The organism is Roseomonas sp. CCTCC AB2023176 (genome assembly GCF_042259275.1).
Taxonomy (GTDB): domain Bacteria; phylum Pseudomonadota; class Alphaproteobacteria; order Acetobacterales; family Acetobacteraceae; genus Roseomonas.
This window is the reverse complement of sequence record NZ_CP170086.1, coordinates 2,821,757-2,843,247: the sequence shown is the minus strand read 5'-3', so window position 1 is coordinate 2,843,247 and position 21,491 is coordinate 2,821,757. Positions and strand designations below refer to the sequence as shown.

The following is a 21,491-nucleotide window of genomic DNA, read 5'->3' as shown; positions in this document are numbered from 1 at the left end:
GCGGGCTTTCGCGAGGTGTCCGGCCGTGCCTACAGTCCCACATCATGGACCGGGTTACCCCCCTCAACTCGTCCCGCCCCGATGGCGCAGCCCTGCTCGGCAAGGCTTGCGACGTCCTCGAAGCCGTCGCCGCCGCCCCCGGCGGCATCGGCCAGGCGGAACTCGCCATCCGCCTCGGCCTGTCCCGCACGACGCTCTACCGCATCCTCGGTGCCCTCGTGGCCCGCGGCCTGCTGCGCCAGGACCCGTCGCGCCGCGTCTACGCCGTCGGCTTCCGCCTGCTGGAAATGGCGCAAGGCGTCACGCGGTCCCTCGGCGATGGCAGCTGGGCCGCGCCCGACCTCCCCGCCGTCGCCGCGCCGGAGATCCGTCACCTCCGCGACATCACTGGGGAGACGACCTACGTCGCCGTCCTCCAGGGCCGGGAGGTCATAGCCCTCGGCAAGTTCGAAGGAGCGCACGAGGTCCGCTCCGCCTCCCGCCTCGGGCAAGCCAAGCCGCTGCACTGCACGTCACAGGGCAAGGCCATCCTCGCCTTCCTCCCCGAAGCGGAGCGCGAGGACCTGCTGCGCCGCCTGCCGATGAAGGCTTTGACGCCCTACACCATCACCGACCGCCGCCGCCTCGCCGCGGAACTGCGGATCGTCGCCGCGCGCGGCTACGCGACGGACGACCAGGAGATCGTGCCGGAGGTCCGCTGCGTCGGCGCCCCCATCCTCGACGCGGAGGGGCGGGTACACGGCGCCATCTCCGTCGCTGGCCCGAAATGGCGCATGACGCTGGAACGCCTCGAACTCCTGGGGCCTGAAGTCGCCGCGGCCGCCCGCCGCATCGGCGCCGGACTTCGCCCCCCGCCGCGCGCCCCGAACTCCACCGCCGTCGCGCAACCGGGCCCCGCGGCCTTCCGCGGCTCCTCGCCGCGCTGGGCATCGGGGCGGCTGTGGTGGACCGACAACCTGGCCCCCGAAATTCGCATCGCGACGGGCGGCGAGGACCGGCGCGTCGCCCGCTGGGACGCCCCCCTGCGCGCCCTCGCCCCCGCAAGCGACGGCACCGCCATCGTGGTGGACGAGACCGCGACGGCCGCGCGCGTCGCGCCCGACGGCACGGTGGTGTCGCGCGCGACGCTGCCGGCGCTGTCGCATCTCCGCGCGCTGCGCACCCGGCCCGACGGCGTGCTGTGGGGCAGCGCGGAGGCCGAGGGCGGGAGCGTCGTCGGCCCCGTCGCCGCCGACGGCCATGTCCGCCAGGTCTGGCGCCTGCCTGGCGAGGTGCGCGCCATGGCCTGGGGCCCCGACGGCACGCTCTACGCCTCGGCGCTGCGGGAGGGGACGATCCACCGCCTCGACGAGGGGCGGCCCGCGCCGCTGCTGCTCGCCCGCTTCCCCGCCGGCGGCGGGCGTCCCGCCGGGTTGGCGGTGGACGCAGCCGGCGGCGTCTGGACCGCGCTGCGCGACGGCTGGAGCGTCGCGCGCCTCGCCGAGGACGGCGAGGTGGACCAGGTGCTGCCGCTGCCGGTGCCCGGCCCGACCGGCCTGTGCTTCGGCGGCCTGGACCTCGCCACCCTCTACGTGACGACGGCGCGGGAGGGCGTGCCCCTCGACACCCTCGCCTCCGCCCCGCTGTCGGGCCGGCTGCTCGCCTTCTCGCCGGGTATGACGGGGACGAAGGATGCGGCGGCCGATTGGCGAGCAGGCGTCTGATGCCCCGAGCCGGCAGGACGGAGCCCCGTCGACGGCCGGGGGGCCGGTGATCCGCGACGACCGCCGCGCAGGGTTCGCCTCGCAGTCCCGTCCCATGATTCGGGAGCCTGCTCCCGCATCGTCGTTGTCCCGCGTCGCTGCCGCGCGCCACATCGCCCGGGGGAGGAACGCGCGATGTATCTGGGCGAACAACTGATCAACCCGACCGAGGCGCGGCTGCGACTCTCGGCGCAACTCGGCGCCAAGGCGATCGTCGTGGACACGCGGCCGAACCTGCAGTTGCTCGACGAGGACGGGCGCTGGAACGCGCAGAAGGTCGCGGCGCAGCGGCGCTTCGTGGAGTCCTTCGGGCTGCGGCTCGAGGTGATGGCGCTCGACCTCGGCTCGATCCTGCTGGACTTCCTCTACGCGCCGGAGCGTGCGGCGGTGGTGGCGGAAGGCGTGCGGCGCGACATCCGCGCGGCGGCCGCGGGCGGCGTCGCGACGCTGAAATACAACGCGCAGATGGTCGGCATCACCCGCACCGGCACGGTGGAGGGCGCGGCGGCGTGCGGTGCTCGGCCTTCCGGGCGGCGGATTACGATCCGGCGCGGGACGCTCAGTTCTCCTACTGGGGCGTGGGGCACCCCGACGGCCACCGTGAGGACAGCGACGCCCCGGCCAATGCGGTCGGCACGCCGGAGGCCTGCGGGCAGGTGCTGGCAAACACCATCCCCGGCGTGACGGAGGCGCAGGGCTGGGAATGCCTGGAACGCTTCGTCGAGGCCGTGCTGCCCACCGCGGAGCAGGAGGGCGTGCGGCTGGCGGGGCACCCGCACGATCCCGCCTATCCTCCGGGCGGGTTGAACGGCGTGCAGCACGTGCTCGGCAGCACCGCCGGTCTGCGGCGCTTCCTCGACCTCGCGCCGGGAAATCGGAGCCACGGGCTCAACTTCTGCCAGGGCACGGTGGCCGAGATGTCGCCCGCACCGAACGCTACGGTGCAGGCGGCGATCCGGGAATTCGGCGCGCGGGGCCGGATCTTCATGGTCCATTTCCGCAACATCCGCGGCGGCTACTGCGATTTCCACGAGGTCTTCCCGGACGAGGGCGACGTGGACATGGCGGAGAGCATCCGGAACTACCGGGCGGTCGGCTATGACGGGATCCTCTGCCCGGACCATGTGCCGCTGAGCGACCTCGACCCGGGGCGGGAGCGATTCTTCGCCTTCGCTCTGGGCTACACGCGGGGGCTGTTGCAGGCGGCGTAGGTCCCGGGCGCGGCGGGGAGTCCTCGGGGCGTTCGGATGGTCGGTGGCCTTGGCGGGGGCGGGCGCGGCGGGGGGCCGTGCCCGCCGGGTCACGGGAGGCCGAGCCGGGCGGCGAGACGCTCGGCGAGAGCGAGGAGGGCGCGGTCGCGGCCAGGGGCGGCGACGAGGGAGAGGCCGACGGGGGCGCCATCCGCGGTGGCAGCGGGCATGGAGAGTTCGGGCAAGCCGGCCATGCCGGCGATGGCGGTGACGGCGACGGTGCGCTCGCGGACGGCCTGTTGTTCGTCGGGGGTCGCGTTCAGCCGGGGGCGGGCGCGGGGGAGGTCGGGTAGGCCAGGACGGCGCCTCCGGCGAGGAGGGCGCGGAGGCGGGCGGCGAAGGGGCGGCGGAAGGCACGGCCAGCGGCGGCCTTGGCGGGGGGCATGGCGCGGGCCTGCTCGAAGCGGGAGCCGACGCCGGGCCCGAAGTGCGGGTTCGTGGCGGCGACCCAGTCGCCGAGGGAGGCCCAGGCTTCCTCGGCCTGGACGCAGCGAAAGTGTTCGTAGAGGGCGGGCAGGCCCTCGGGGATGGGCGCGACCCGGAGGGCGGGGCCGAGTTCCGCTTCGAGGGCAGCGAGGGCCGGTTCCAGGGCGGCGGCGACGGCGGGGAGTGCGTTCGCCCAGGCTTCGTCGACCCGGAGCAGGGGGCCGGCGAGGGCGTCTGGGCCGGGGGGAGGAGGACCTCCCCGGCGCGGCGGAGGATTTCGGCGCGGGCGGCGAAGAAGCCGGCGGTGTCGAAGGAGGGCGCGAGGGGGCGGGCGCCGACGAGGGAAACGGCGCCGTGGGTCGGGCGGAGGCCGTAGATGCGCAGTAGGAGGCGGGGATGCGGACTGAGCCGCCGGTGTCGGAGCCGAGGGCGATGTCGGCCTGGCCCGCGGCGACGACGGCGGCCGAGCCGCAGGAGGAGCCGCCGGGGAAGCGTTCGGGCGCCTTGGGGTTGATGGGAGTGCCGAAATGGATGTTCTCGCCGGTCAGGCCGTAGGCGAGCTCCATCGTCTTCGTCTTGCCGAGGTAGCGGGCGCCGGCCTGGGCGAGGTCGAGGACCGCGACGGCGGTGGCCGCGGCGGGGCCGTGGGTGCGCGCCCAGTCCGGGTTGCCGTAGCCGGTGACCTCGCCGGCGACGTCGTAGAGGTCCTTCGCAGCGAAGGTCAGGTCGCCGAGGGGGCCGGGGACGTGGGGGATACGGGGCTCGGTGCCCGGCATGAACCCCGAGCCGCGATCCGCTTGGGTCATTCCGTCCATCGCCTCATCCCGCCCCGGTGACGGGGAGGGATGGTGCGGGAGGGGTGGGGTGGAGTCCACCCGGTCAGCCCGCGGCGCCGGTTGCCGCGAGGCCGCGTGAGTCCCGGCCGCGTGAGTCCGGGCCGCGTGAGTCCCGGCCGCGCGGGTTAGGGCCGCGCGGGGTGGGGCCGCGCGGGGTGGGGCCGTGCCGGGCCGGTCGGTGCGCGTGGCGGGTCGGGTCAGCGGGCACGGAGGAACTCGGGGACGCGGAGGAGGATGAACTCGTTGTCGTCGGCGCGGGTGAGGTGGCGTCCCGCGGAGAAGGGGAGGTTGTTGTCGTTGGCGACGATGATGTGGTCCGCGTCCACCATCGCCACGTCCTCGATGGTGAAGAAGGGGAAGGTGAGGACGTTGGCGGGGGCGTTGGCGGCGCGGTCGCCGCGCTGGCGGGCGAGGTTGCGGGGGTCGCGGATGGCCATGAGGTCGATGTGGCCGATGCGGCGGACGAAGCCGTCCTCCTCCGCGCCAAGGTCCACGAGGACGACGCGCTTGAGGCGGGCGGGGTCGTGGAAGCAGGCCGGCGGCGTCTGGCCTTGCGCGCAGGCCAGCGACGGGTCGCCCTCGCCGTTGTCGCGCTCGATGATGAGGGCGCGGCGGTCGTCGATCATGTTGAAGTCGCCGATGGCGGTCGCGCCCTGGGAGAGGCGGAAGCGGAGGGAGCGGCCGGTCCAGGCCCCGCGCTCGGTGGAGAATTCGAGGATGCGGAGGAAGGCGCCCTCCGGCTGGTCGGAGTTGGGGGCGTAGAGGGGCTGCTCGAGGAGGGCGTAGAGGGTGCGGCCGTCGGGGGAGAGGGCCATGCCCTCGTAGCCGCCGGAGCGACGGGCGCGGAAGGGGACGCCGGCGGTGGGGGTCGCGGGGACCTGGAGGGAGTGGTGGTCGGGGGAGCGGAGGGGCTGGCCGTCCAGCGTCGTCTCGATCACGCGGCGGACGCGGCCCTCGGCGTCGGTCTCAATGAGGTGGGGGCCGAACTCGTCGCCGAACCAGAATCCGCCTGCGACGGGCTGGATGGATTCGAGGTCGAAGTCGGCACCGGTGAGGTAGCGGCGCTCGGTGCCCTCGGTCGCGATGCGGAAGGGGACGCGGCGGTCGGGGTCGGAAAGGAAGATCGTACGCTCGACGGTGACCTGGCCCGTGGCGAAGTCGGGGCGGACCTTGTGGAACATCAGCATGGCGTCGCCGGAGTTGCGGCGGTTGCCGAAGCCGTTGTCGGTGACGACCCAGTAGGCGCCGGGCTCGCCGGCGACGGGCTTGATGCCGGAGAAGCCCTGGACGGGCTGGCCGCGGAAGGGCGTGGCGAGGCCCGTCGGGCGGCCGTTCGGCGCGGGGCCCGTGGTGCCCGGGAGGGATTCCGGGGCGTCCACGCGGAGGTTGCCGGGGCCGGTCCAGCGGCCGGAGATCCGGAAGTCCGCCGGGGCGTCGGCGGGGGGCTGGGCGAAGGTCGCGGCGGGGAGGATGGCGTGGCCGGCGAGTTCGGCCTCGAAGCGGGTTTCGGCCGCGGTGGCGGGCTGGGCGGCGGGCTGGGCGCTGGTTGGGGCGCTCGTCTGGGCGCTCGTCTGGGCGTCGGCCGGCGTGAGGGCGGCGGTGATGGCGAGCGTCGCCGCGGCGGCGAGCAGGATATTGCGCATGCGGTCAGGTCCCCCTTGGACGGGCGGGGGCGTAGCCGGGGCGTGTTGCGGTGGCGGGTCGGTGGCGTGACGGGCGCGTGTCACGGCCAGTTGCGGCGGAGCGACGGGTGGATGGTGCGGCGTCCCGCGGCCATGCGGTGGAGGCGCTTGAGGGTGGTGATCGTGTCGCGGAGGCGGGCGCGCCAGTCGCGGTCGCGCTCGCCGGGGCGTTGCTGCCAGTCCTTGCCGAACGCCATTCCCATCGTTCGCACGGCTTCGGACAAAAGCTGGTCGGGGAGGAGCCAGTAGGGGCCCGGGAGGGCGGATTGCAGGCCGAGGCGCTTGATCAGGAACAAGAGACGCAAGCCTCCGAGACGCGCGGCGCGGCGGCAGGCGCGGACGATGAAGTGCTCGATGCGGAGCGGGTGATCCGGTGAGAGTTCGGGCCAGGCGAGGCTCTCGAGGAGGGCGTGCCAGAGGCCGCCATGGGTGAGGCGGCGGAAGAAGCGGGAGACGGTGTCGGGCTTGCCGTAGACGTCGGGGACCTCGCGCCAGGGGATGCCATAGCCGCGGCAGGCCATGTGGAAGATCGCGTCCATCCGCGCCCGGAGGTCGCCGACCTGCCGGCCTTGCGGGGCGCGGCGCCAGACGTAGGGCAGGAGGGCGCCCCATTCGGTGTCGGAGAGGGGGGACCAGGGGCGGGGTGGGGTGAAGGGAGCGCCCGCGGGGCGGAGGGGGATGGCGGGCATGGGCGCGGTCCTCCGGCGGTTGGTGGGCTGACCTTATAGGAATGTGGACTTTATTGTCAATCTTTTCCTTGTAAAGTTGGGACGAGTGGGACGTGGCTGGTATCGGCGCGCCGGGCGGCTCCCCTGGGATGAGTGTCCAGGCGGGCATGGCCGGGACGGGTGGGCAGGGGCTGCTTCCCTGGACCGGACGGGCGAGCGTCGCGGTTCCCGTGGTGGGGGCGTGCGGAATGCTTCGGGCCACATCTCGATCCGCTGCCCGGCGTACGGTTGGTGAGACGGGCGGGCGATGCCGGCGGGACGCCGCCTCGAACCGCCGGATGGACGGAGCGGCGCGTGTGCGAAGCCGGGGCTCGGCGCCTCCGTGCCGCGGCGGGGCAGGAGCGGAATCCTTGCCCGGGCAGACGCGGCCAGGGCCGCGCGGGGGCGGTTGCCGCCCCGCCGGCCCCGGTCGCGTCGGGCCACGTCAGCCGCCGGCGGCGTGGGCGGGCCGCCAGTGCGGCCAAGTGACGTAGGCGGTCAGGGCGCCGCCGTCGTGGGCGCGGATCTCCACCGTCTCGCCTTTCGGCATGTGGACGATGTCGCCGGGCGTCGCGGTCCTGGCAGTGCCGTCCGAGGTGATGGTGAGCGCGCCGTCCAGGACGACCATCACGTCGTCCACGGCCATGGTCTCACGCAGGGCCTGGCCGGGGCCGTAGCGGCCGTAGCCGACCGTGACCGGGCCGCCGTGGCGTTCGTCCACGAGGTTGGCGACGGAGATGTCAGCGTCCTGTCCGGGAGAGCGCTCGAAGGGCGCGTCGGCGGGGGAGAGAACCTGGACCTTCATGGGTGTGTTCCTTGCGGGGGCTGGGGGTGGGCGGGCGGCGCCCGCTTCGGGGAGGTGGACGGGCCGGGCGTCAGGCACCGTCCGGGATGCGGGCGACGACCTTGATCTCGGCGTCGAAGCCGGCGAGCCAGGTCACGCCGACGGCCGTCCAGGCCGGGTAGGGCGGCGCGCCGAGCACGCCCTCCCGCACCGCCAGGAAAGTCTCGAACTGCGAGGCGGGGTGGGTGTGGAAGCTCGTGACATCCACGACGTCGGCGAAGGTGCAGCCGGCGGCGGCGAGCACCGCGGCGAGGTTGTCGAAGGCGAGCCGGACCTGGGCCTCATAGTCCGGCTCGGGGGTGCCGTCCTCGCGGCTGCCGACCTGGCCGGAGACGAAGAGGAGGTCGCCGGAGCGGATCGCGGCGGAGTAGCGGTGCCGCTCGTAGAGCGCGTGCGGGACGGCGGGGAGGATGGCTTGGCGTGCGGGCATCGGGGGGTCTCCGGCCTTGGCGGGGGGTGGTCTTCCGTCGGCGGGTTGGAGATATTCCCGGTGCCCGCGGGGTATAATCCGGGCGGTCGGCAAATCACCCGTGCAGCGGATGCAAGGACGGATGCAGGAACGGGCCCGGTCGCGGCTGGAGCAGATCGACGCCTTCGTCGCGGTGATCGAGCACGGCGGCATCTCGGCCGCGGCGCGGGTGCTCGGCCGCGATCCGTCCGTCGTCTCGCGGCGGATCGACGCGCTGGAGGCGCGGCTCGGCGTCAGGCTGCTGTCCCGCACGACGCGGCGGGTCGCGCCGACGGAGGCAGGCGTCGCCTACCTCACCCGCGTCCGGACGGTCCTGGCGGAGCTGTCGGCGGCGGACGCCGAGGCGGCCGAGGGAGCCGCGGCGCCGCGGGGGCTGCTGCGCGTGAGCCTGCCGGCGACCTATGCCCGGCGCTGGGTCGCGCCGCGGCTGCCGGGCTTCGTCGCCGCCTATCCGGGGGTGCGGCTGGAGCTGCTGCATGGCGACCGTTTCGTGGACCTCGTGGCGGAGGGGTTCGACGCGGCGGTGCGGATCGGGGGCATGGCGGATAGCAGCCTCGTCGTGCGGCACCTCGCGGATTTCGGGGTGATCCTCTGCGCCGCGCCGGACTACCTCGCGCGGCGGGGGGTGCCGGCGCGGCCGGAGGAGCTGGAGGGGCACGACTGCCTTCGCTACCCGAAGGATGGGTTCCGGGGGGCTGGAAGCTGCGGAACGGCGCGCGGAGCGTGGTGCAGCGCGTGTCGGGCTCGATCGTCTCGGACGAGGGGGAGGGGCTGCTCGTGGCCTGTCTCGCGGGGGCGGGGATCCTGCCGGCCTCGGACTGGGAGGTCGGGCCGGAGCTGGCGGAGGGGCGGCTCGTGCGGGTGCTGCCGGATTGGACGTTCGGCGACGGGGGCGCGGTGCAGGTGGTGCTGCCGCCGGGGCGGCTGGTGCCGGCCAAGACGCGGGTCTTCGTGGATTGGCTCGCGCGGGACTTCGTGCCGGTGCCGCCTTGGCGCCGCGGGGGCGCGGCGGGGCCGGGCCTGTCGGGGTAAGGGCCCGGCGGGAGGGCCGGGCGCCCCGGGCCCGTCGCGGCGACGGTTCGGCGGAAGGTCCGGGCCGAGGGCGACGGATGGGTGCGCGCCGGAGGGGCGGTCGGGACGGCGGCGCGCCGGCGGCGGCGGGAGGCGTGGCGGGCCGGCCGTCGCGGGTCAGCCGGGCATCATTCCCGCGCGGCGGGCGCAGGCGCGCATGCCGTTCAGGGCGGGCGAGGCGCCGGTCAGGGACAGGGTGATCGGGCGGGCGGTGCCGGGGGTGATGCGGACCTCCCTCCCCCGCTGCATCGCGACGAGAAGGTCGGAGAGGCGGCGTGCCTCCTCCTCGGTGTTCGCGGCGATGAGCATGGCGGGGCTGCCGCCGGGGTTGGCCTGGCCGGGGAACTCGAAGGTGCGGTCGTCCACGGCGAAGCGGATGGGGGCGTCGGCGGTGAAGTTCGCGCGCTCGGCGCGGACGGCGATGATGAGGATGACGCCGGCATCGGGGGTGCGGCCGATCGTGGCCTGGAAGCTTCCCTGGCCCTGGGCGCCGGTGCCGGCGATGCAGCCGTCCCGTCCGCCGCCGGTGACGCGGCCTTCCAGCCAGTTGCCGTGGCGGGTCATGCCCGGCGGGGCGCCGTTCTGGGCGCCGTTCTGGGGGGTGGGCTGGCCGCCGCGCGGGGTGGCGCCTTGGGCGAGGGCCGGGGGGACGCGAGGAGGAGGGGGGCGAGGAGGAGGGCCGCGAGGGCTCGGGAGGGCATGGGAGCCTTTTGGCGTGGGTCGGCGTTCCCTCACAACAGGGGCCGGGCGGCGCCGCGTTGCGGTCCGCAGTCTGGGTCCGCCGCGATCATCGCATTTTGAGGACGGGTGCGCCGGGGCATGGGGATGGTGGCGGAAGAGGCGGGCTGGACGGCGGAGGAGCGGCTGCGGGAGCTCGCGCGGGGGACGCGCCGGGCGGCGCGGCATGGGGGATTCGAGGAGCGGGCGGAGCTGCTGCGGATTGCCGAGCGGCTAGAGGCGGCGGTGGCGGAGATGGAGCGGCGGACGGGGGCGTGACGTCGGCGGCCAAGGGGTCGCGGGCCAAGGGGTCGCGGGCCAAGGGGTCGCGGGGTGGTGCGTGGGGCGGCCTGGTTTCGGCGACGGTGGCGGTGGGTAGGCGGCGAGGGTTCGTGCGGGTTCGCCGGGGCGGCCGTGTTCGGGCGACGGGTTCGGGCGAGGGGTTCGGACGACGGGTTCAGGCCACGGTCGCGGCGAGCAGCAGGAAGCCGGCGGCGCCGCCGCTGAGGAACCAGCGCAGGCGGAGGTAGGCGGGGGGCATGAGGCCGCGGCGGGTGGCGAGGGTCTCGATGCCGGCGGTGGCGAGGAGGAGGGCGGCGATCGCGACGAGGCTTCCGGCGCGGGGGAGGAGGAAGAGGGCGGCCCAGGCGATGAGGGAGGGGAGGACGCCGAGGGCGAGGCGGGGCCAGGCGGCCCATTCCTCGCCGGGGCGGGGGCGGAGGGCGAGGCCCCAATGAACGCCGCCGAGGAAGGAGGCGATGAGGGCGCCGTAGGTGACGAGGAGGACGAGGGCGGCGAAGCGCCATTCCGGCCAGACGAGCGCGGCCACGCAGAGGGCGGCGAAGGGGATGAGTCCGGCGGGGCCGAGGATGCGGGCGGGGGCCGGGAGGGTGTCGTCGGGCCGTGCGCCGGAGGGGGCGGGTGACGGGCGGCGGGGCGAGTCGGGCATGGGCGGGAGGGTGGGCGGATGGCGGTCCGGCGCAAGGGTGGGGGGGTGGGGGTGGCCGTTCCTGGTGTAGCGGTTCCTGGCGCTGCGGTTCCGGGGCGAGCGTTCCGGGGCGAGCGTTCCGGGGCGAGCGTTCCGGGGCGAGCGTTCTGGGCCGAGCGTTCTGGGCCGAGCGTTCTGGGCCGAGCGTTCTGGGCCGAGCGTTCTGGGCCGAGCGTTCTGCAGGGGGCGTTCCGGGGTCAGCGTTCCGGGGTGGAAGTTATGGCTTGCATTCGGTTCAACGTTTTACTATTTGGTTCAGCGTTGAACATTAGGAGAAGGCCGATGGCCTCGCGTCGTTTCGTCCTGGCCGCCGCTGGCGGCCTTTCCCTCGCCCTGGCGGGGCGGCGGCTCGTGGCGGCGGAGGCGGGGAATCCCGTCGGGCCGTGGGAGGAGGCGCCGCGGGCCGCCTCGCATCCGGACTGGCGGGTGCGGGCGGCGTCCTGGGCGGTGCTGGCGCCCAATCCGCACAACCGGCAGCCCTGGATCGTCGAGCTGGAGGGGGCCGATGCGGCGGTGCTGCGGGTGGACCTCGCTCGGCTGCTGCCCGTGACGGACCCCTATGACCGGCAGGTGACGATCGGGCTGGGGTGCTTCCTCGAGCTGTTCCGGATGGCTGCGGCGGGAGAGGGCATCGCGGTGGAGGTGCAGCGGTTCCCGGAGGGGGTGCCGGGCGGGCGGCTGGATGCGCGGCCCGTGGCGCGGGTGGTGCGGGTGGCCGGGCGCGCGGAGGCGGATCCGCTGTTCGCCCATGCTCTCGCGCGGCGGTCGGCGAAGCGGCCCTACGACATGGCGCGGCCGGTCGGGGCGGCGGCGATCGCGGCGCTGCGGGCGGCGGCGGGGACGGAGGTGGCCTGCGACGGGACGGAGGAGCCGGGGCGGGTCGCGGCCCTGCGCGACCTGATGATGCGGTCCGGGCTGATCGAGGCGACGGATGCGGAGACGCATGGGGAATCCGTGCGTCTCATGCGGTTCGGGCGGGCGGCGGTGGCGGCGAATCCGGACGGGATCGCGATGTGGGGGCCGGGGATCGAGGAGGCCGTGGCGAGCGGGCAGTTGTCCCGGCGGGCCGTGGAGTCGCCCTCGGCGCCGGCCTTCGGGCCGTATCTCGAGCGGTACCGGGCGATGATCGAGACGACGCCGGCCTGCGTGTGGATGAACACGGCGGGGGGGACGGCGGCGGATGCGCTGGCGGCAGGGCGGGCCTGGCTGCGGGTGAACCTGGCGGCGACGGGGCTGGGGCTCGGCGTGCATCCGATGAGCCAGGCCTTGCAGGAGTTCCCGGCGATGCGGGGGCCGTTCGAGGAGGCGCACCGGATGCTCGGGGCGACCGGTGGGGCGCGGGTGCAGATGCTGGCGCGGCTGGGATACGTCGCGGGACCGGCGCCCGCGCCCACGCCTCGGTGGCCGGCGGCGACGCGGATCCGGGCGGCGTGACGCGGGGGTGCGCGGGTGGCCCCGGAGGAAGGCGCGACCTCCCTCCGGACCGCCATCCGCCAGGGGACTTGTCCCCCGGCCCCCGTTCCATTGAACGCCCTTGGGGTAAGGGGTGGCCGCCGCGCGGCGACCACCCCTTACCCCAAGGGCATCCCCCGAAGACCGAGGACCGGGAGGCGGGCCTCCTGGTGGGTGGCAGGTTTGGAGGGAGGGCAGCGCCCGCCCTCCAAAGCAGGCCGCACGACCGCGAGCCGCAGCGCGGAGCGGCGCTGGCGGGCTATAGGGGCGGGGTGACCCGTCCGGACGACCATCCCTTCTTCGCGCTGCTCAATGAGGTGGGGATCATCGAGCAGCTGGCGCGCAACCTCTTCGAGGGGGCGCAGGAGGACGGGCTGCTGCTGCCGCACTTCGTCGTGCTGAACCATCTGGTGCGCGTGGGGGACGGGGCCAATCCGGCGCGGATGGCGCGGGCGTTCCAGCTCGCGAAGGGGGCGCTGACGAACACGGTGGCGCGGCTGGAGGCGCGGGGCTTCGTGCGGGTCGAACCCGATCCGCGGGACGGGCGGGGGAAGCGGGTCTGGCTGACGGAAGCCGGGCGGGCGCGGCGGGAGGCTGCGGTGGAGTCTGCGGTGCGGGTGCTGCGGGAGAGCGGGGCGGCGCCGAGCGAGGAGGAGGCTCGGGGGCTGGTGCTGGCGCTGCGGGCGGTGCGGCAGAGGCTGGATCAGGCGCGCGCGCGGGAGGACTGACGGCCGCGTCAGGCGAGGGTGGCGGTGGCGCGGTCGAAGGCGTCAGGATCCCCGAGGGTGCGGGCGACGAGCATGGCGCCTTCGAGGGTCGCCAGGATGCGCAGGCCGTCGTCGGGGGTATTGCCGGCGAGGCATTCGGCACCGCGCTGGAAGAAGCGCCGGGCTTCGGCGGCGACCTCGGGCGGAAGGGCGCCGGCTTCGGCGCCGAGGACGCCGCACAGGCACATGCGGCCGTCCTCGCGGAGGGCGTGGCGGAAGGCGGCGCGCCAGGCGGCGACGATTCGGTCGGGCGGCTCGGGCTCCAGCGCGGCGAGGAAGCGGTCGGCGTAGCGCCGGGCGACGGCCGCGGCCAGGGCGGCTTTCGTCGGGAAGTGGTGGTGCACGCTGGCGCTGCGGATGCCGACGTCAGCGGCGAGGTCGCGGAAGCTGAAGCCGTTGTAGCCGGCCTCACGGATCCGGCGCTCGGCCGCGTCCAGGATTTCGTCCGCCTTCGATGTGGCCACGCCGAACACCTCACCTATCGAGCGATAGGTAGGGCTTGCGGGCCCTCCGATCCAGCGGCTAGGCTGTCTATCTACTGATAGATAGGATTGGGTGATGCGCTTCAGCGGCAGGACGGCGGCAGTCACGGGCGGCGGGTCGGGGATCGGGAAGGAGGTCGCCCGACGGTTCGTCGCGGAGGGGGGCTCGGTGGTGATCAATGGCCGGGACGCGGCGAAGCTCGAAGCCGCGGCGCGCGAGATCGACGGGACCGGGGAGCGGGTCGCGACACATGCCGGCGACATCGCGGACCCGGCGGTCGGACGCGGCCTGGTAGAGGCGGCCGTCCGGCGCTTCGGCGGCCTCGATGCCCTGTTCAACAATGCCGGTGTGTTCCGGCCCAAGCCGTTCCTCGACCTGGAGGAGGGCGAGTACGACTGGTTCCTCGACACGATCCTGAAGGGGAAGTTCTTCGCGGCGCAGGCGGCGGCGCGCGCGATGCGGGAGGGCGGGCGCGGCGGCGTCATCGTGCAGACGGGGTCGATGTGGGCGCTGCAGGCGGTGGGGGCGACGCCCTCGGCGGCCTATTCGGCGGCCAATGCGGGCGTGCACGCGATGGTGCGGAACCTCGCGATCGAGCTGGCGGCCGACGGCATCCGCGTGAACGCGGTCGCGCCGGCGGTGGTCGAGACGCCGGTCTATCGGACCTTCCTGAGCGAGGAAGAGGTCCGGGCGACGCTGCCGACCTTCGACGCGTTCCACCCGCTCGGGCGGATCGGGCAGCCGGGCGACGTGGCGGAGGTGCTGCTGTTCCTCGCCTCCGACGCGGCGGCGTGGGTGACGGGCGTCGTGGTGCCGGTGGACGGCGGCGTCATGGCCGGGCGGCACTGAGGGTCGGTCCCGCGCCGAGGCCGTGACGCAGTGCGAGGCGATCGGGTGCGGGGCGGTCGGGGCGCGGGGCGGTCAGTCCTCGAAGTGCGGGGTCTCCTCCTCGGCGGGGCCGCGGAGGCGGATGTCGAGGCGGTAGGCGGGGTGGCCCTCGGCTTCGCCGTCTGGGGTCGTGATGAGGTGGGGGCGGCGGGATTCGGGGACGAGGGTGAGGATGGGGTCGTCGGCGTTCTCGGGCCCGAACATCGGGAAGAACGCGACGGTGCGGACGCGGCGCATGAGGCCGGCGCCCATGACGGTCAGGTTGACGTGCGGGGCGCGGCGGATCCCGGCCTCGGCATAGGGGCCGGGGAGGATCGTGTGGAAGGCGTAGCGGCCCTCGGTGTCGGTCCAGGCGCGGCCCCATCCGAGGAAGTCGGGATCGGCGAGGTGCCGGGCCGGGTCGAGGGGGTGGTTGAAGCGGCCCCCGGCGTCGGCCTGCCAGGCTTCGAGAATGGCGTTGACGCAGGGCGCGCCGCCTTCGCGCGTGACGATGCCGTGCAGGACGATGCGGGTGCCCCGGGTGGTGGGCGGAGCGTCGGGGGTGAGGCGCGTGAGGTCGTTGTCGCCGTCGCGGAAGAAGGTGGCGGGGAAGAAGGGGCCGATCGTCTGTTGGGCGGTGGGGAGGATGGAGGCGTTCGGGCGGGCGGGGGCGGCCCCGGTCCGGGGCGCGCCGGAGGGCGACGCGGCGTCCGGCGTCGGGGCGTCCGGCGTTGGGGCGGTGTCGGGATGTGCGGCGGCGGGCCGGGGCGGGGCGTCGGTCATCGGTGGGATCGCGGCGGGCGGGGCGTCAGGCATGGGGAGTCAGGCGGGGGGCGTCGCGTGGCGGCCGCGGAGGACGATGTCGAAGGCGAAGGCAAGGTGGGTGGTGCCGACCTCGGCGGGGTGGAGCTGGGTGGAGATCAGGCGGCGGCGCGAGGACTCGTCGGGCATGGAGTTCAGGATGCGGTCCCAGCCGTTCATCGGGTCGCCGGGGAAGTACATCTGCGTGACGAGCCGCGAGAGGGATGACGGGCCGAGGACGGAGAAGTGGATGTGCGGCGGGCGCCACCAGGTGTCGGGCACGGGGACGGGGTAGGCGCCGGGCTTGATCGTGAAGAAGGCGTAGCGGCCCTCCCCATCCGTGCGGACGCGGCCGTTGCCGACGAAGTCGGGGTCGAGCGGGGCGTCCCGCTGGTCGATCGGGTGGAAGTAGCGGCCCGCAGCATTGGCCTGCCAGAGTTCGACGACGGCGCCGGGGACGGGGCGGGAGTCCTCGTCGAGGATGCGTCCGGCAACGTGGATGAGTTGGCCCTGGGCGATGCGGCCGGGCGTGAGGCGGGCGAGGTCGCCGGAATCCGGGGGGAGTTTGCGCCAGAGGTCGAGCGGGCCGGTCGCTTCCGTGCGCGTCGTCGGTCGGCGAATGGCGGGCTGGGACGGCGTGTGGGTCCAGGTGTTGGGGTAGCCGGGGACCGGGACGGCCGGGTCCAGGCCCGCGGGCAACGGGTCGAAGCGGTCGGGGGCGTCGAGAGTCATCGGGGTCCTCCGCGCGGCGGTCGGGGCGGGTCGCCGCCCCACGGGGTGGCCGGGGCCCGCGGGCGGCGTCCCGACCGGTCGGTCTGTGATCCCGGTCGGACGTGGGGTCCGGGACGTCGTTCGAGCGGGTCGGGCGGGCAGGTCGGGCGGGCAGGTCGGGCGGGTCCTTGGCCGGACCCTCGGTCGGGCAGGTCGAGCGGGAGGGGTCAGTCGTCGGGGCGGAAGCCGGAGGCCTGGACGATGGGGGCCCAGGCGGCGAGCTCGCGGCGCATGCGCTCGGCGAAGGCGGCGGGGGCGAGGGTGAGCGGGGCCATGTCGATCCGGGTCAGGACCTCGCGGACTTCGGGCGAGGCGGCGGCGGCGGCGAGGGCGGCGTGGAGCTGGGCGACCACCGGTTCCGGCGTGCGGGCGGGGAGGAACGCGCCGTACCATTCCTCATGCGTCAGGTCGGCGTGGCCGGCTTCGGCGAAGGTCGGGACGTCGTCGAGGCGGGGCATGCGCTCCGGCGAGGTGACGCCGACGATGCGGACGTCGCCGGAGCGGTGGAAGGCGGTGAGCTCGCCGAGCGGCAGGAGGACCATCGGGATGGTGCCGGCGAGCAGGTCCTGCACCGCGGGGGCGGAGCCGCGATAGGGGACGTGGGTCATCGTCAGGCCGGTCTTGCGGGCGAGTTCGGTGCCGATGAAATGCGGCATGGAGCCGGGCACGGGCGAGGCCCAGTTGATGCCGCCGTTCTGCGCGCGGGACCAGGTGATGAAGTCGGGCAGCGTGCGCGCGGGGTGGTTCGCCTTCACCGCGAGGGCGAAGGGGAAGACGCAGGTGGGGGTGACGGCCACGAAGTCGGCGACGGGGTCGTAGCGGAGGGTGCGCGTGTAGAGATGGGGGTAGATCGTCAGCATCGAGGCCGGCGTGAAGCACATGGTGTTGCCGTCGGGGACGGCGGCCTTCAGGGCCTCGAGCGCGAGGCGGCCGCCGGCGCCGGGGCGGTTCTCGACGACGCCGCCGTTCGTGGCACGCAGGCGCTCCGTGTAGAGGCGGGAGACGCTGTCGGAGGTGCCGCCGGGCGGGAAGCCGACGAGGACGCGGGTGGTGCGGCCGGAGGGGGCCTGGGCTTGCGCGGGGGCGGAGGCGAGGGCCGCGCCGAAGGCGGTCGTGAGCGCCGTGGTGAGCGCGAGGGCGTCGCGGCGGGCGAGGGTCGGGGTGGGACTGGGGGTTGGGGCGATCGGGTGCATGGGCGTGTTCCTCCCGTCGTGGCGCGGGCGCGTTCGGCGCCTCGTCGGCGGGCATAGCACGCCGGCGCGGAGGGTGCGCGGGGCGCCGCGGGCGGTCAATGGGCCGGGTTTATGACCTTTTGGGCGGGCGGCGCGTCGGACGTTGGGAGTGGTCGGCCGCGTCGGGCGGCCGCGTCAGCCATCGTCGTTCGGCGTCCACATCCGGCGCGCGGGTTGCGGTGCACCGGGGGGGACGGCGGTCCTGCGCGGCCCGGGGCCGCCGCCGTCGCCAGCGGCGGCCCCGGGGATGTGGGCTGATCGCCGGCCGGTCAGGCCTGGATGAAGGCGAGGATGTCGGCGTTGAGGGTGTCGGGGTGGGTGGTGAGCATCCCGTGGGGCAGGCCGGGATAGGTCTTGAGCGTGCCGTGGCGCAGGAAGCCGATGGAGCGGCGGGCGCTGGCGTCGATCGGGACGATCTGGTCGTCCTCCCCGTGCAGGACGAGGGTGGGGACGCCGATGGCGCGCAGATCCTCGGTCTGGTCGGTTTCGGAGAAGGCGGCGATGCCGTCGTAATGGGCCTTGGCGCTGCCCATCATGCCCTGGCGCCACCAGTTCTGGACCACGCCTTCCTGCGTCGCCGCGCCGGGGCGGTTGAAGCCGTAGAAGGGGCCGGCGGCGACGTCGCGGAAGGCCTGGGCGCGGTTGTCGGCGACGGCCTTGCGGAAGCCGTCGAAGACCTCGATCGGCAGGCCGCCCGGGTTGGATTCGGTGCGCAGCATGAGGGGCGGGACGGCGCTGACGAGGACGGCCTTGGCGACGCGGCCGTCCGGCTCCCCGAAGCGGGCGACGTAGCGGGCGACCTCCCCGCCGCCGGTCGAATGGCCGACATGGACGGCGCCGCGCAGGTCGAGGTGCCGCATCACCGCGGCGGCGTCGGCGGCGTAGTGGTCCATCGTGTGGCCGTCCCAGACCTGCGCGGACCGGCCGTGGCCGCGGCGGTCATGCGCGACGACGCGGAAGCCCTTCGCGAGGAAGAAGAGCATCTGCGTGTCCCAGTCGTCGGCGGAGAGCGGCCAGCCGTGGTGGAAGGCGATGGCCGGCGCGTCGTGCGGGCCCCAGTCCTTGTAGAAGATCTCGACGCCATCGGGGGTGGTGACGAATGGCATGGGGATGTCCCTCCTTCCTAGGAGGCGCGGGCGGCGTCCCCCGGCGCGGGTCGCGCTCAAGGTCGGATGAGGGCGGAGGCTCGGCCGGAGGTCAACCGAAGGTTGCGTTTCAGCGCGACCGTCGCGTCGGGGCGGGAGGCGATCCTGGCCGCCCGCGCGGGCGGCGTGGCGAGGGAGGTGGGGCGAGGGAGGTGGGGCGGATTGGTGAGGCGCGGATCGGCATGGGGCGGGCCAGCGACGGACGGCGCGTGCCGTTCAGCGCCGTCGGGGCTGCGTGACCCGCGGGGCGTCCTCCGCCGACGTCCGGCGGCTGGCCGCGCCGCGGGGCCCGATCAGGTCGCGGCGGCCCAGTCGGCGGGGACGAAGCGGTAGCCGTCGCCGTCCTTCGCGACGAAGCCCGTCGCGGGGAAGGGGAAGTGGTAGCCGGTGACGCGGATGCGGTCCGTCGCGACGCGGTCGAAGGTGCGGCGGCGCGTGGCTTCCGCGGCGTTCGCGTCGAAGTCGAAGACGGCATGGAAGCCGGGGCGGCGGGCGAAGAGCTCCGGGCGGTTGGTGACGTCGGCGAGGTACATCATCTGGTCGGCCCCGTCGGAGACGTGCCAGGCGGTGTGTCCCGGCGTGTGGCCGTAGGCGGCGACGGCGCGGATGCCGGGGACGATTTCGGCGCCGTCGGCGACCTGACGGACCTTGCCTTGGTAGGGCGCGAAGCGGCGCGTGGTGTTGGCGAAGTTGGCGCGCTGGCCTTCGGGCGAGCGGGCTTCGTTCGACGCGTCGGTCCAGAAGCGCCACTCGGCCTCGGGGACGATGATCTCGGCGTTGGGGAAGACGGCTGCGCCGTCCGCGGTGGTCAGGCCGCTGATGTGGTCGCCGTGGAAGTGGCTGATGACGACGGTGTTGATGCGGGCGGGGTCGATGCCGGCGGCGCGCATGTTGGCGGTGGCGAGGCCGACGGGGGAGCCGGGGGCTTGGGCGCCGTTGCCGCTGTCGAAGAGGACGATGCCGCGCGGGGTCTCGACGCAGGTGAGGGTGAAGGGGATCCGGAAGGAGTCTGTGGGGAGGTAGGATTCGGCGAGGACGCGCTGCACCTCCTCGATCGGGGCGTTGCGGACGAAGCCCTGGAGCGGGATGGGGCGGCTGCCGTCATGGATCATCGTGACGGTGAGGGCGCCGACGCGGGTGCGGAAGAAGCCGGGGGCCTGGTTCAGCGGGGCCGGCGATGCGGTGGCTGGCGATGCGGGGGCTGGCGATGCGGGGGCTGGCGATGCGGGGGCTGGCGATGCGGGGGCCGGGGCTGTCGAGGTCTGGGCCGAGGCGGGGACGGCGCGGAGGAGCGCGGGGGCGGCGAGGAGCGCAAGGGCGGCGCGGCGGCCGGGCGGCGTGGGCATGCTGGGTTCTCTCCCGTCCGGGTCGGTCGGCGCTTGGCTGCGCCGGTTGGGGCGAAGCTGTGTCCGGACCGCGATGTGGTCAATGGACCGGCGGTCCCGCGCGCGCATCCCGGCGCGATCGGGCCAAAGGGGGAGTCCGGCGCGGTGACGCTTGCGGAACCACCGTTCCGTGATTCGCCGGACTCATCGCGGCGTGCGGGGATCGCCGTTAGCGTAAACATAGATCAGGTTTCCGCCCTGGCCTGCAAAACGCGCCATCCCGCGGCCCAGGACGACCTGTTCGGGAAGACGGCGGAGCGGAATCATCCGACGCCGGTTTCGGGAGCGCGTTCGGACGGGCCGGCGCCTCGCGGGAGGGGCGAGGGCCGGGTCGAGGCGTCCCGGCGGGAGGCCAGGGGAACCATGGCGAGCAGGGCAAGGAGCAGGCCGGGGCTGACGCACGAGGACCGGACCGAACTGGACGAATTCGTCGCGTCCCGGTTCGGGCTGACCGTGCAATGGGGGTTCACGGGGCGGGGCGAGGCGTTCGCGACGCTCTTCCTGGACTGGCCCGGCGTCGGGGACGACGTGCCGCCGCTGACGATCACGCGGGAGGAGGACGGCGTGCGCGTGACGACGGATGCGGGTGATGTCGTCGTGCGGGCCGCGCGGATGCGGGAGCTGGTCGCGGGGCTCTGCCCGCGTCTGCCCGGGGCGCCGCGGCCGGCGCTGCGGCGGGTGGAGACGCGGCCCGTGATGGAGCGCGGGGAGGCGATGAGCCCTCCCTGATGGGACGGCCTGACGCCGGCGCCGCGGGATCGGGGGCGTACGTCCCGCGCCGCCGGTGGCCGATCCGTCAGGTCGCGGCGATCCAGGGCAGCGGGTCGGCCGGGACGCGGGCGAGCGAGGATTTGGGCGCGCCGCCGGGGGTCCAGTTGGAGTCGTCGAGCCAGGCGGCGATGGCGTCGCGGCGGGCGGGCCATTCGTCTTCCAGGATCGAGAACCAGGCGGTGTCGCGGAGGCGGGACTTGATGACCTTCACGGCGCGGAGCGTGCCTTCGTAGCGGAAGCCCAGGCGCGCGGCGGCGGCGCGGGAGGGCGCGTTCATCGCGTGGCACTTCCAGGTCAGGCGGCGGTAGCCGAGGTCGTCCATCGCGTGGCGCATGAGGAGGAACATCGCCTCGGTCGCGGCGCGGCTGCGCTGCATGCGCGGGGAGAACCAGATGTGGCCGATCTCGATGTCGGAATCGGCGGGGTGGATCTCCATGAGGGTGAGCCAGCCGTCGGCGGTGCCGGTGCGGTGGGGGCGCACGGCGAAGGCCATGGGGTCGTGCTGCGCGGCGAAGGCGGCGACGTGGCGGCGCATGGCGTCCGCGTCGGCGAAGGGGCCGTAGCCGAGATAGGCCCAGGAGGGATCGGCGCCGGGGGATTGGGAGGCGCGGAAGAGGTCCTCGGCGTGGCGGGTGTGGAGGGGTTCGAGGTCCACGGAGCGGCCGCGGTGGGGGATGCGGGCGGGGAGTGGGCGGGGGGTGGGGTCGACGGGTTCGCCAAGCGGGGGGGCGACGGGTGCGGTGGCGTTCATCGGGGGATGGTGGCTGGGCGGGGTGGTGGGCTCAAGCCATGGCAGGCGCGGGGCGGGATGCGGCGTGTGGCCGGGGCCGACCGGGAGTCGGGCTGCGGTCCTGGCAGGGGCTATCACGGGCCCGTGATCAGGGTTGGCTTTCTGCTGCGTGGACCGCGCCGCGACGGGCGGGAGCCCTGGGGAGGGCGGTTCAGCGCTGCTTAAGCCACCGCGAGGCAGGATGCGGTGCGACGGCCGAGGGGCAGGTCGCACGGGGCCGATGCGCGCTGTCTCTTTCCGCGCCGTCACTTTCAGGGAGGCCGCATGGCCGTGAGTCAGGCGACCAGCGCCGCGC

At 74.7% G+C, this 21,491-nt stretch carries 24 protein-coding genes and 2 pseudogenes; 10 read left to right on the top strand and 16 right to left on the bottom strand.

From position 1 onward, the window contains the following. Positions 1–44: 44 nt before the first annotated feature. The 3 genes from ACE7GA_RS14170 to ACE7GA_RS14160 all read left to right on the top strand — a co-directional run bounded on the left by ACE7GA_RS14170 (position 45) and on the right by ACE7GA_RS14160 (position 2,953). Positions 45–1,703 (top strand): IclR family transcriptional regulator C-terminal domain-containing protein, encoded by a 1,659-nt coding sequence (locus tag ACE7GA_RS14170; protein ID WP_376087470.1) that lies wholly within the window; start codon positions 45–47, stop codon positions 1,701–1,703. Positions 1,704–1,877: 174 nt separating this feature from the next. After that, complete coding sequence (locus tag ACE7GA_RS14165) at positions 1,878–2,426, top strand: hypothetical protein (protein ID WP_376087468.1); 549 nt, start codon at positions 1,878–1,880, stop codon at positions 2,424–2,426. Beyond that, on the top strand, positions 2,399–2,953 hold the full coding sequence (locus ACE7GA_RS14160) for a mannonate dehydratase (protein ID WP_376087466.1): 555 nt from the start codon (positions 2,399–2,401) through the stop codon (positions 2,951–2,953). Before ACE7GA_RS14165 ends, ACE7GA_RS14160 begins: the two co-directional genes overlap by 28 nt. A gap of 89 nt (positions 2,954–3,042) precedes the next feature. Here the strand turns inward: ACE7GA_RS14160 and ACE7GA_RS14155 are convergent, their stop codons facing one another. The 7 genes and pseudogenes from ACE7GA_RS14155 to ACE7GA_RS14125 form a co-directional block, all read right to left on the bottom strand. Beyond that, positions 3,043–3,186 carry a hypothetical protein gene (locus tag ACE7GA_RS14155; protein ID WP_376100573.1) on the bottom strand — a complete coding sequence of 48 codons (144 nt, stop codon included), beginning with the start codon at positions 3,184–3,186 and terminating at the stop codon, positions 3,043–3,045. Between the two features lie 65 nt (positions 3,187–3,251). Then, positions 3,252–3,377 carry a hypothetical protein gene (locus tag ACE7GA_RS14150; protein WP_376100571.1) on the bottom strand — a complete coding sequence of 42 codons (126 nt, stop codon included), beginning with the start codon at positions 3,375–3,377 and terminating at the stop codon, positions 3,252–3,254. Positions 3,378–3,807: 430 nt separating this feature from the next. Then, positions 3,808–4,194, bottom strand: a pseudogene (locus tag ACE7GA_RS14145) (amidase family protein); the annotation flags it as partial. A gap of 257 nt (positions 4,195–4,451) precedes the next feature. Further along, complete coding sequence (locus ACE7GA_RS14140) at positions 4,452–5,897, bottom strand: esterase-like activity of phytase family protein (protein WP_376087464.1); 1,446 nt, start codon at positions 5,895–5,897, stop codon at positions 4,452–4,454. Positions 5,898–5,977: 80 nt separating this feature from the next. Then, the gene (locus ACE7GA_RS14135) at positions 5,978–6,625 is read right to left on the bottom strand and encodes a transposase (RefSeq protein WP_376087462.1); all 648 of its coding nucleotides are present in this window, start codon (positions 6,623–6,625) and stop codon (positions 5,978–5,980) included. Between the two features lie 463 nt (positions 6,626–7,088). Continuing rightward, positions 7,089–7,448, bottom strand: coding sequence for a hypothetical protein (locus ACE7GA_RS14130; protein ID WP_376087460.1), 360 nt, complete (start codon positions 7,446–7,448; stop codon positions 7,089–7,091). Between the two features lie 70 nt (positions 7,449–7,518). Next, positions 7,519–7,917 (bottom strand): RidA family protein, encoded by a 399-nt coding sequence (locus tag ACE7GA_RS14125; RefSeq protein ID WP_376087458.1) that lies wholly within the window; start codon positions 7,915–7,917, stop codon positions 7,519–7,521. Here ACE7GA_RS14125 and ACE7GA_RS14120 point away from each other — a divergent pair. Both ACE7GA_RS14120 and ACE7GA_RS14115 read left to right on the top strand, forming a co-directional pair. After that, positions 7,898–8,629 (top strand): annotated as a pseudogene (locus tag ACE7GA_RS14120) (LysR substrate-binding domain-containing protein); the annotation flags it as partial. The gene ACE7GA_RS14125 and the pseudogene ACE7GA_RS14120 overlap by 20 nt on opposite strands. Beyond that, on the top strand, positions 8,548–8,988 hold the full coding sequence (locus tag ACE7GA_RS14115) for a LysR substrate-binding domain-containing protein (RefSeq protein WP_376100277.1): 441 nt from the start codon (positions 8,548–8,550) through the stop codon (positions 8,986–8,988). The pseudogene ACE7GA_RS14120 and the gene ACE7GA_RS14115, both read left to right, overlap by 82 nt. A gap of 156 nt (positions 8,989–9,144) precedes the next feature. On the opposite strand, the gene ACE7GA_RS14110 is transcribed toward ACE7GA_RS14115, so the two are convergent. Beyond that, positions 9,145–9,591, bottom strand: a complete 447-nt coding sequence (locus tag ACE7GA_RS14110; RefSeq protein WP_376087456.1) for a hypothetical protein — start codon at positions 9,589–9,591, stop codon at positions 9,145–9,147. A 243-nt stretch (positions 9,592–9,834) separates the two neighbouring features. On the opposite strand from ACE7GA_RS14110, the gene ACE7GA_RS14105 reads away from it, so the two are divergent. After that, on the top strand, positions 9,835–10,023 hold the full coding sequence (locus ACE7GA_RS14105; RefSeq protein WP_376087454.1) for a hypothetical protein: 189 nt from the start codon (positions 9,835–9,837) through the stop codon (positions 10,021–10,023). A 178-nt stretch (positions 10,024–10,201) separates the two neighbouring features. Here the strand turns inward: ACE7GA_RS14105 and ACE7GA_RS14100 are convergent, their stop codons facing one another. Further along, complete coding sequence (locus ACE7GA_RS14100; RefSeq protein WP_376087452.1) at positions 10,202–10,693, bottom strand: DUF3429 domain-containing protein; 492 nt, start codon at positions 10,691–10,693, stop codon at positions 10,202–10,204. A gap of 321 nt (positions 10,694–11,014) precedes the next feature. Between ACE7GA_RS14100 and ACE7GA_RS14095 the strand changes: the two genes are divergently transcribed. Continuing rightward, a complete protein-coding gene (locus tag ACE7GA_RS14095) occupies positions 11,015–12,166 on the top strand; it encodes an Acg family FMN-binding oxidoreductase (RefSeq protein ID WP_376087450.1) in 1,152 nt (383 codons plus the stop codon). Between the two features lie 290 nt (positions 12,167–12,456). Beyond that, on the top strand, positions 12,457–12,912 hold the full coding sequence (locus ACE7GA_RS14090; RefSeq protein ID WP_376087448.1) for a MarR family winged helix-turn-helix transcriptional regulator: 456 nt from the start codon (positions 12,457–12,459) through the stop codon (positions 12,910–12,912). An 8-nt stretch (positions 12,913–12,920) separates the two neighbouring features. On the opposite strand, the gene ACE7GA_RS14085 is transcribed toward ACE7GA_RS14090, so the two are convergent. After that, positions 12,921–13,415 carry a TetR/AcrR family transcriptional regulator gene (locus tag ACE7GA_RS14085; protein WP_376087446.1) on the bottom strand — a complete coding sequence of 165 codons (495 nt, stop codon included), beginning with the start codon at positions 13,413–13,415 and terminating at the stop codon, positions 12,921–12,923. Positions 13,416–13,509: 94 nt separating this feature from the next. On the opposite strand from ACE7GA_RS14085, the gene ACE7GA_RS14080 reads away from it, so the two are divergent. Next, positions 13,510–14,283, top strand: a complete 774-nt coding sequence (locus ACE7GA_RS14080; RefSeq protein WP_376087444.1) for an SDR family NAD(P)-dependent oxidoreductase — start codon at positions 13,510–13,512, stop codon at positions 14,281–14,283. A 72-nt stretch (positions 14,284–14,355) separates the two neighbouring features. Here the strand turns inward: ACE7GA_RS14080 and pcaG are convergent, their stop codons facing one another. From pcaG to ACE7GA_RS14055, 5 genes are all read right to left on the bottom strand, one after another. Next, positions 14,356–15,084: a protocatechuate 3,4-dioxygenase subunit alpha gene (gene pcaG / locus ACE7GA_RS14075; protein ID WP_376087442.1), complete on the bottom strand. Its 729-nt coding sequence runs from the start codon at positions 15,082–15,084 to the stop codon at positions 14,356–14,358. 39 nt (positions 15,085–15,123) lie between these two features. Next, positions 15,124–15,834 (bottom strand): protocatechuate 3,4-dioxygenase subunit beta, encoded by a 711-nt coding sequence (locus ACE7GA_RS14070; protein WP_376087440.1) that lies wholly within the window; start codon positions 15,832–15,834, stop codon positions 15,124–15,126. Positions 15,835–16,040: 206 nt separating this feature from the next. Next, complete coding sequence (locus ACE7GA_RS14065; RefSeq protein WP_376087438.1) at positions 16,041–17,066, bottom strand: tripartite tricarboxylate transporter substrate-binding protein; 1,026 nt, start codon at positions 17,064–17,066, stop codon at positions 16,041–16,043. Positions 17,067–17,374: 308 nt separating this feature from the next. After that, positions 17,375–18,211 (bottom strand): alpha/beta fold hydrolase, encoded by an 837-nt coding sequence (locus ACE7GA_RS14060; RefSeq protein WP_376087436.1) that lies wholly within the window; start codon positions 18,209–18,211, stop codon positions 17,375–17,377. Between the two features lie 332 nt (positions 18,212–18,543). Continuing rightward, positions 18,544–19,596, bottom strand: coding sequence for an MBL fold metallo-hydrolase (locus ACE7GA_RS14055; RefSeq protein ID WP_376087434.1), 1,053 nt, complete (start codon positions 19,594–19,596; stop codon positions 18,544–18,546). A gap of 402 nt (positions 19,597–19,998) precedes the next feature. Here ACE7GA_RS14055 and ACE7GA_RS14050 point away from each other — a divergent pair, with 402 nt between their 5' ends. Next, positions 19,999–20,364, top strand: coding sequence for a hypothetical protein (locus ACE7GA_RS14050; protein WP_376087432.1), 366 nt, complete (start codon positions 19,999–20,001; stop codon positions 20,362–20,364). Between the two features lie 67 nt (positions 20,365–20,431). On the opposite strand, the gene ACE7GA_RS14045 is transcribed toward ACE7GA_RS14050, so the two are convergent. Further along, entirely contained in the window at positions 20,432–21,157 is a 726-nt protein-coding gene (locus ACE7GA_RS14045) for a GNAT family N-acetyltransferase (RefSeq protein WP_376087430.1), read from the bottom strand. Positions 21,158–21,491 lie beyond the last annotated feature (334 nt).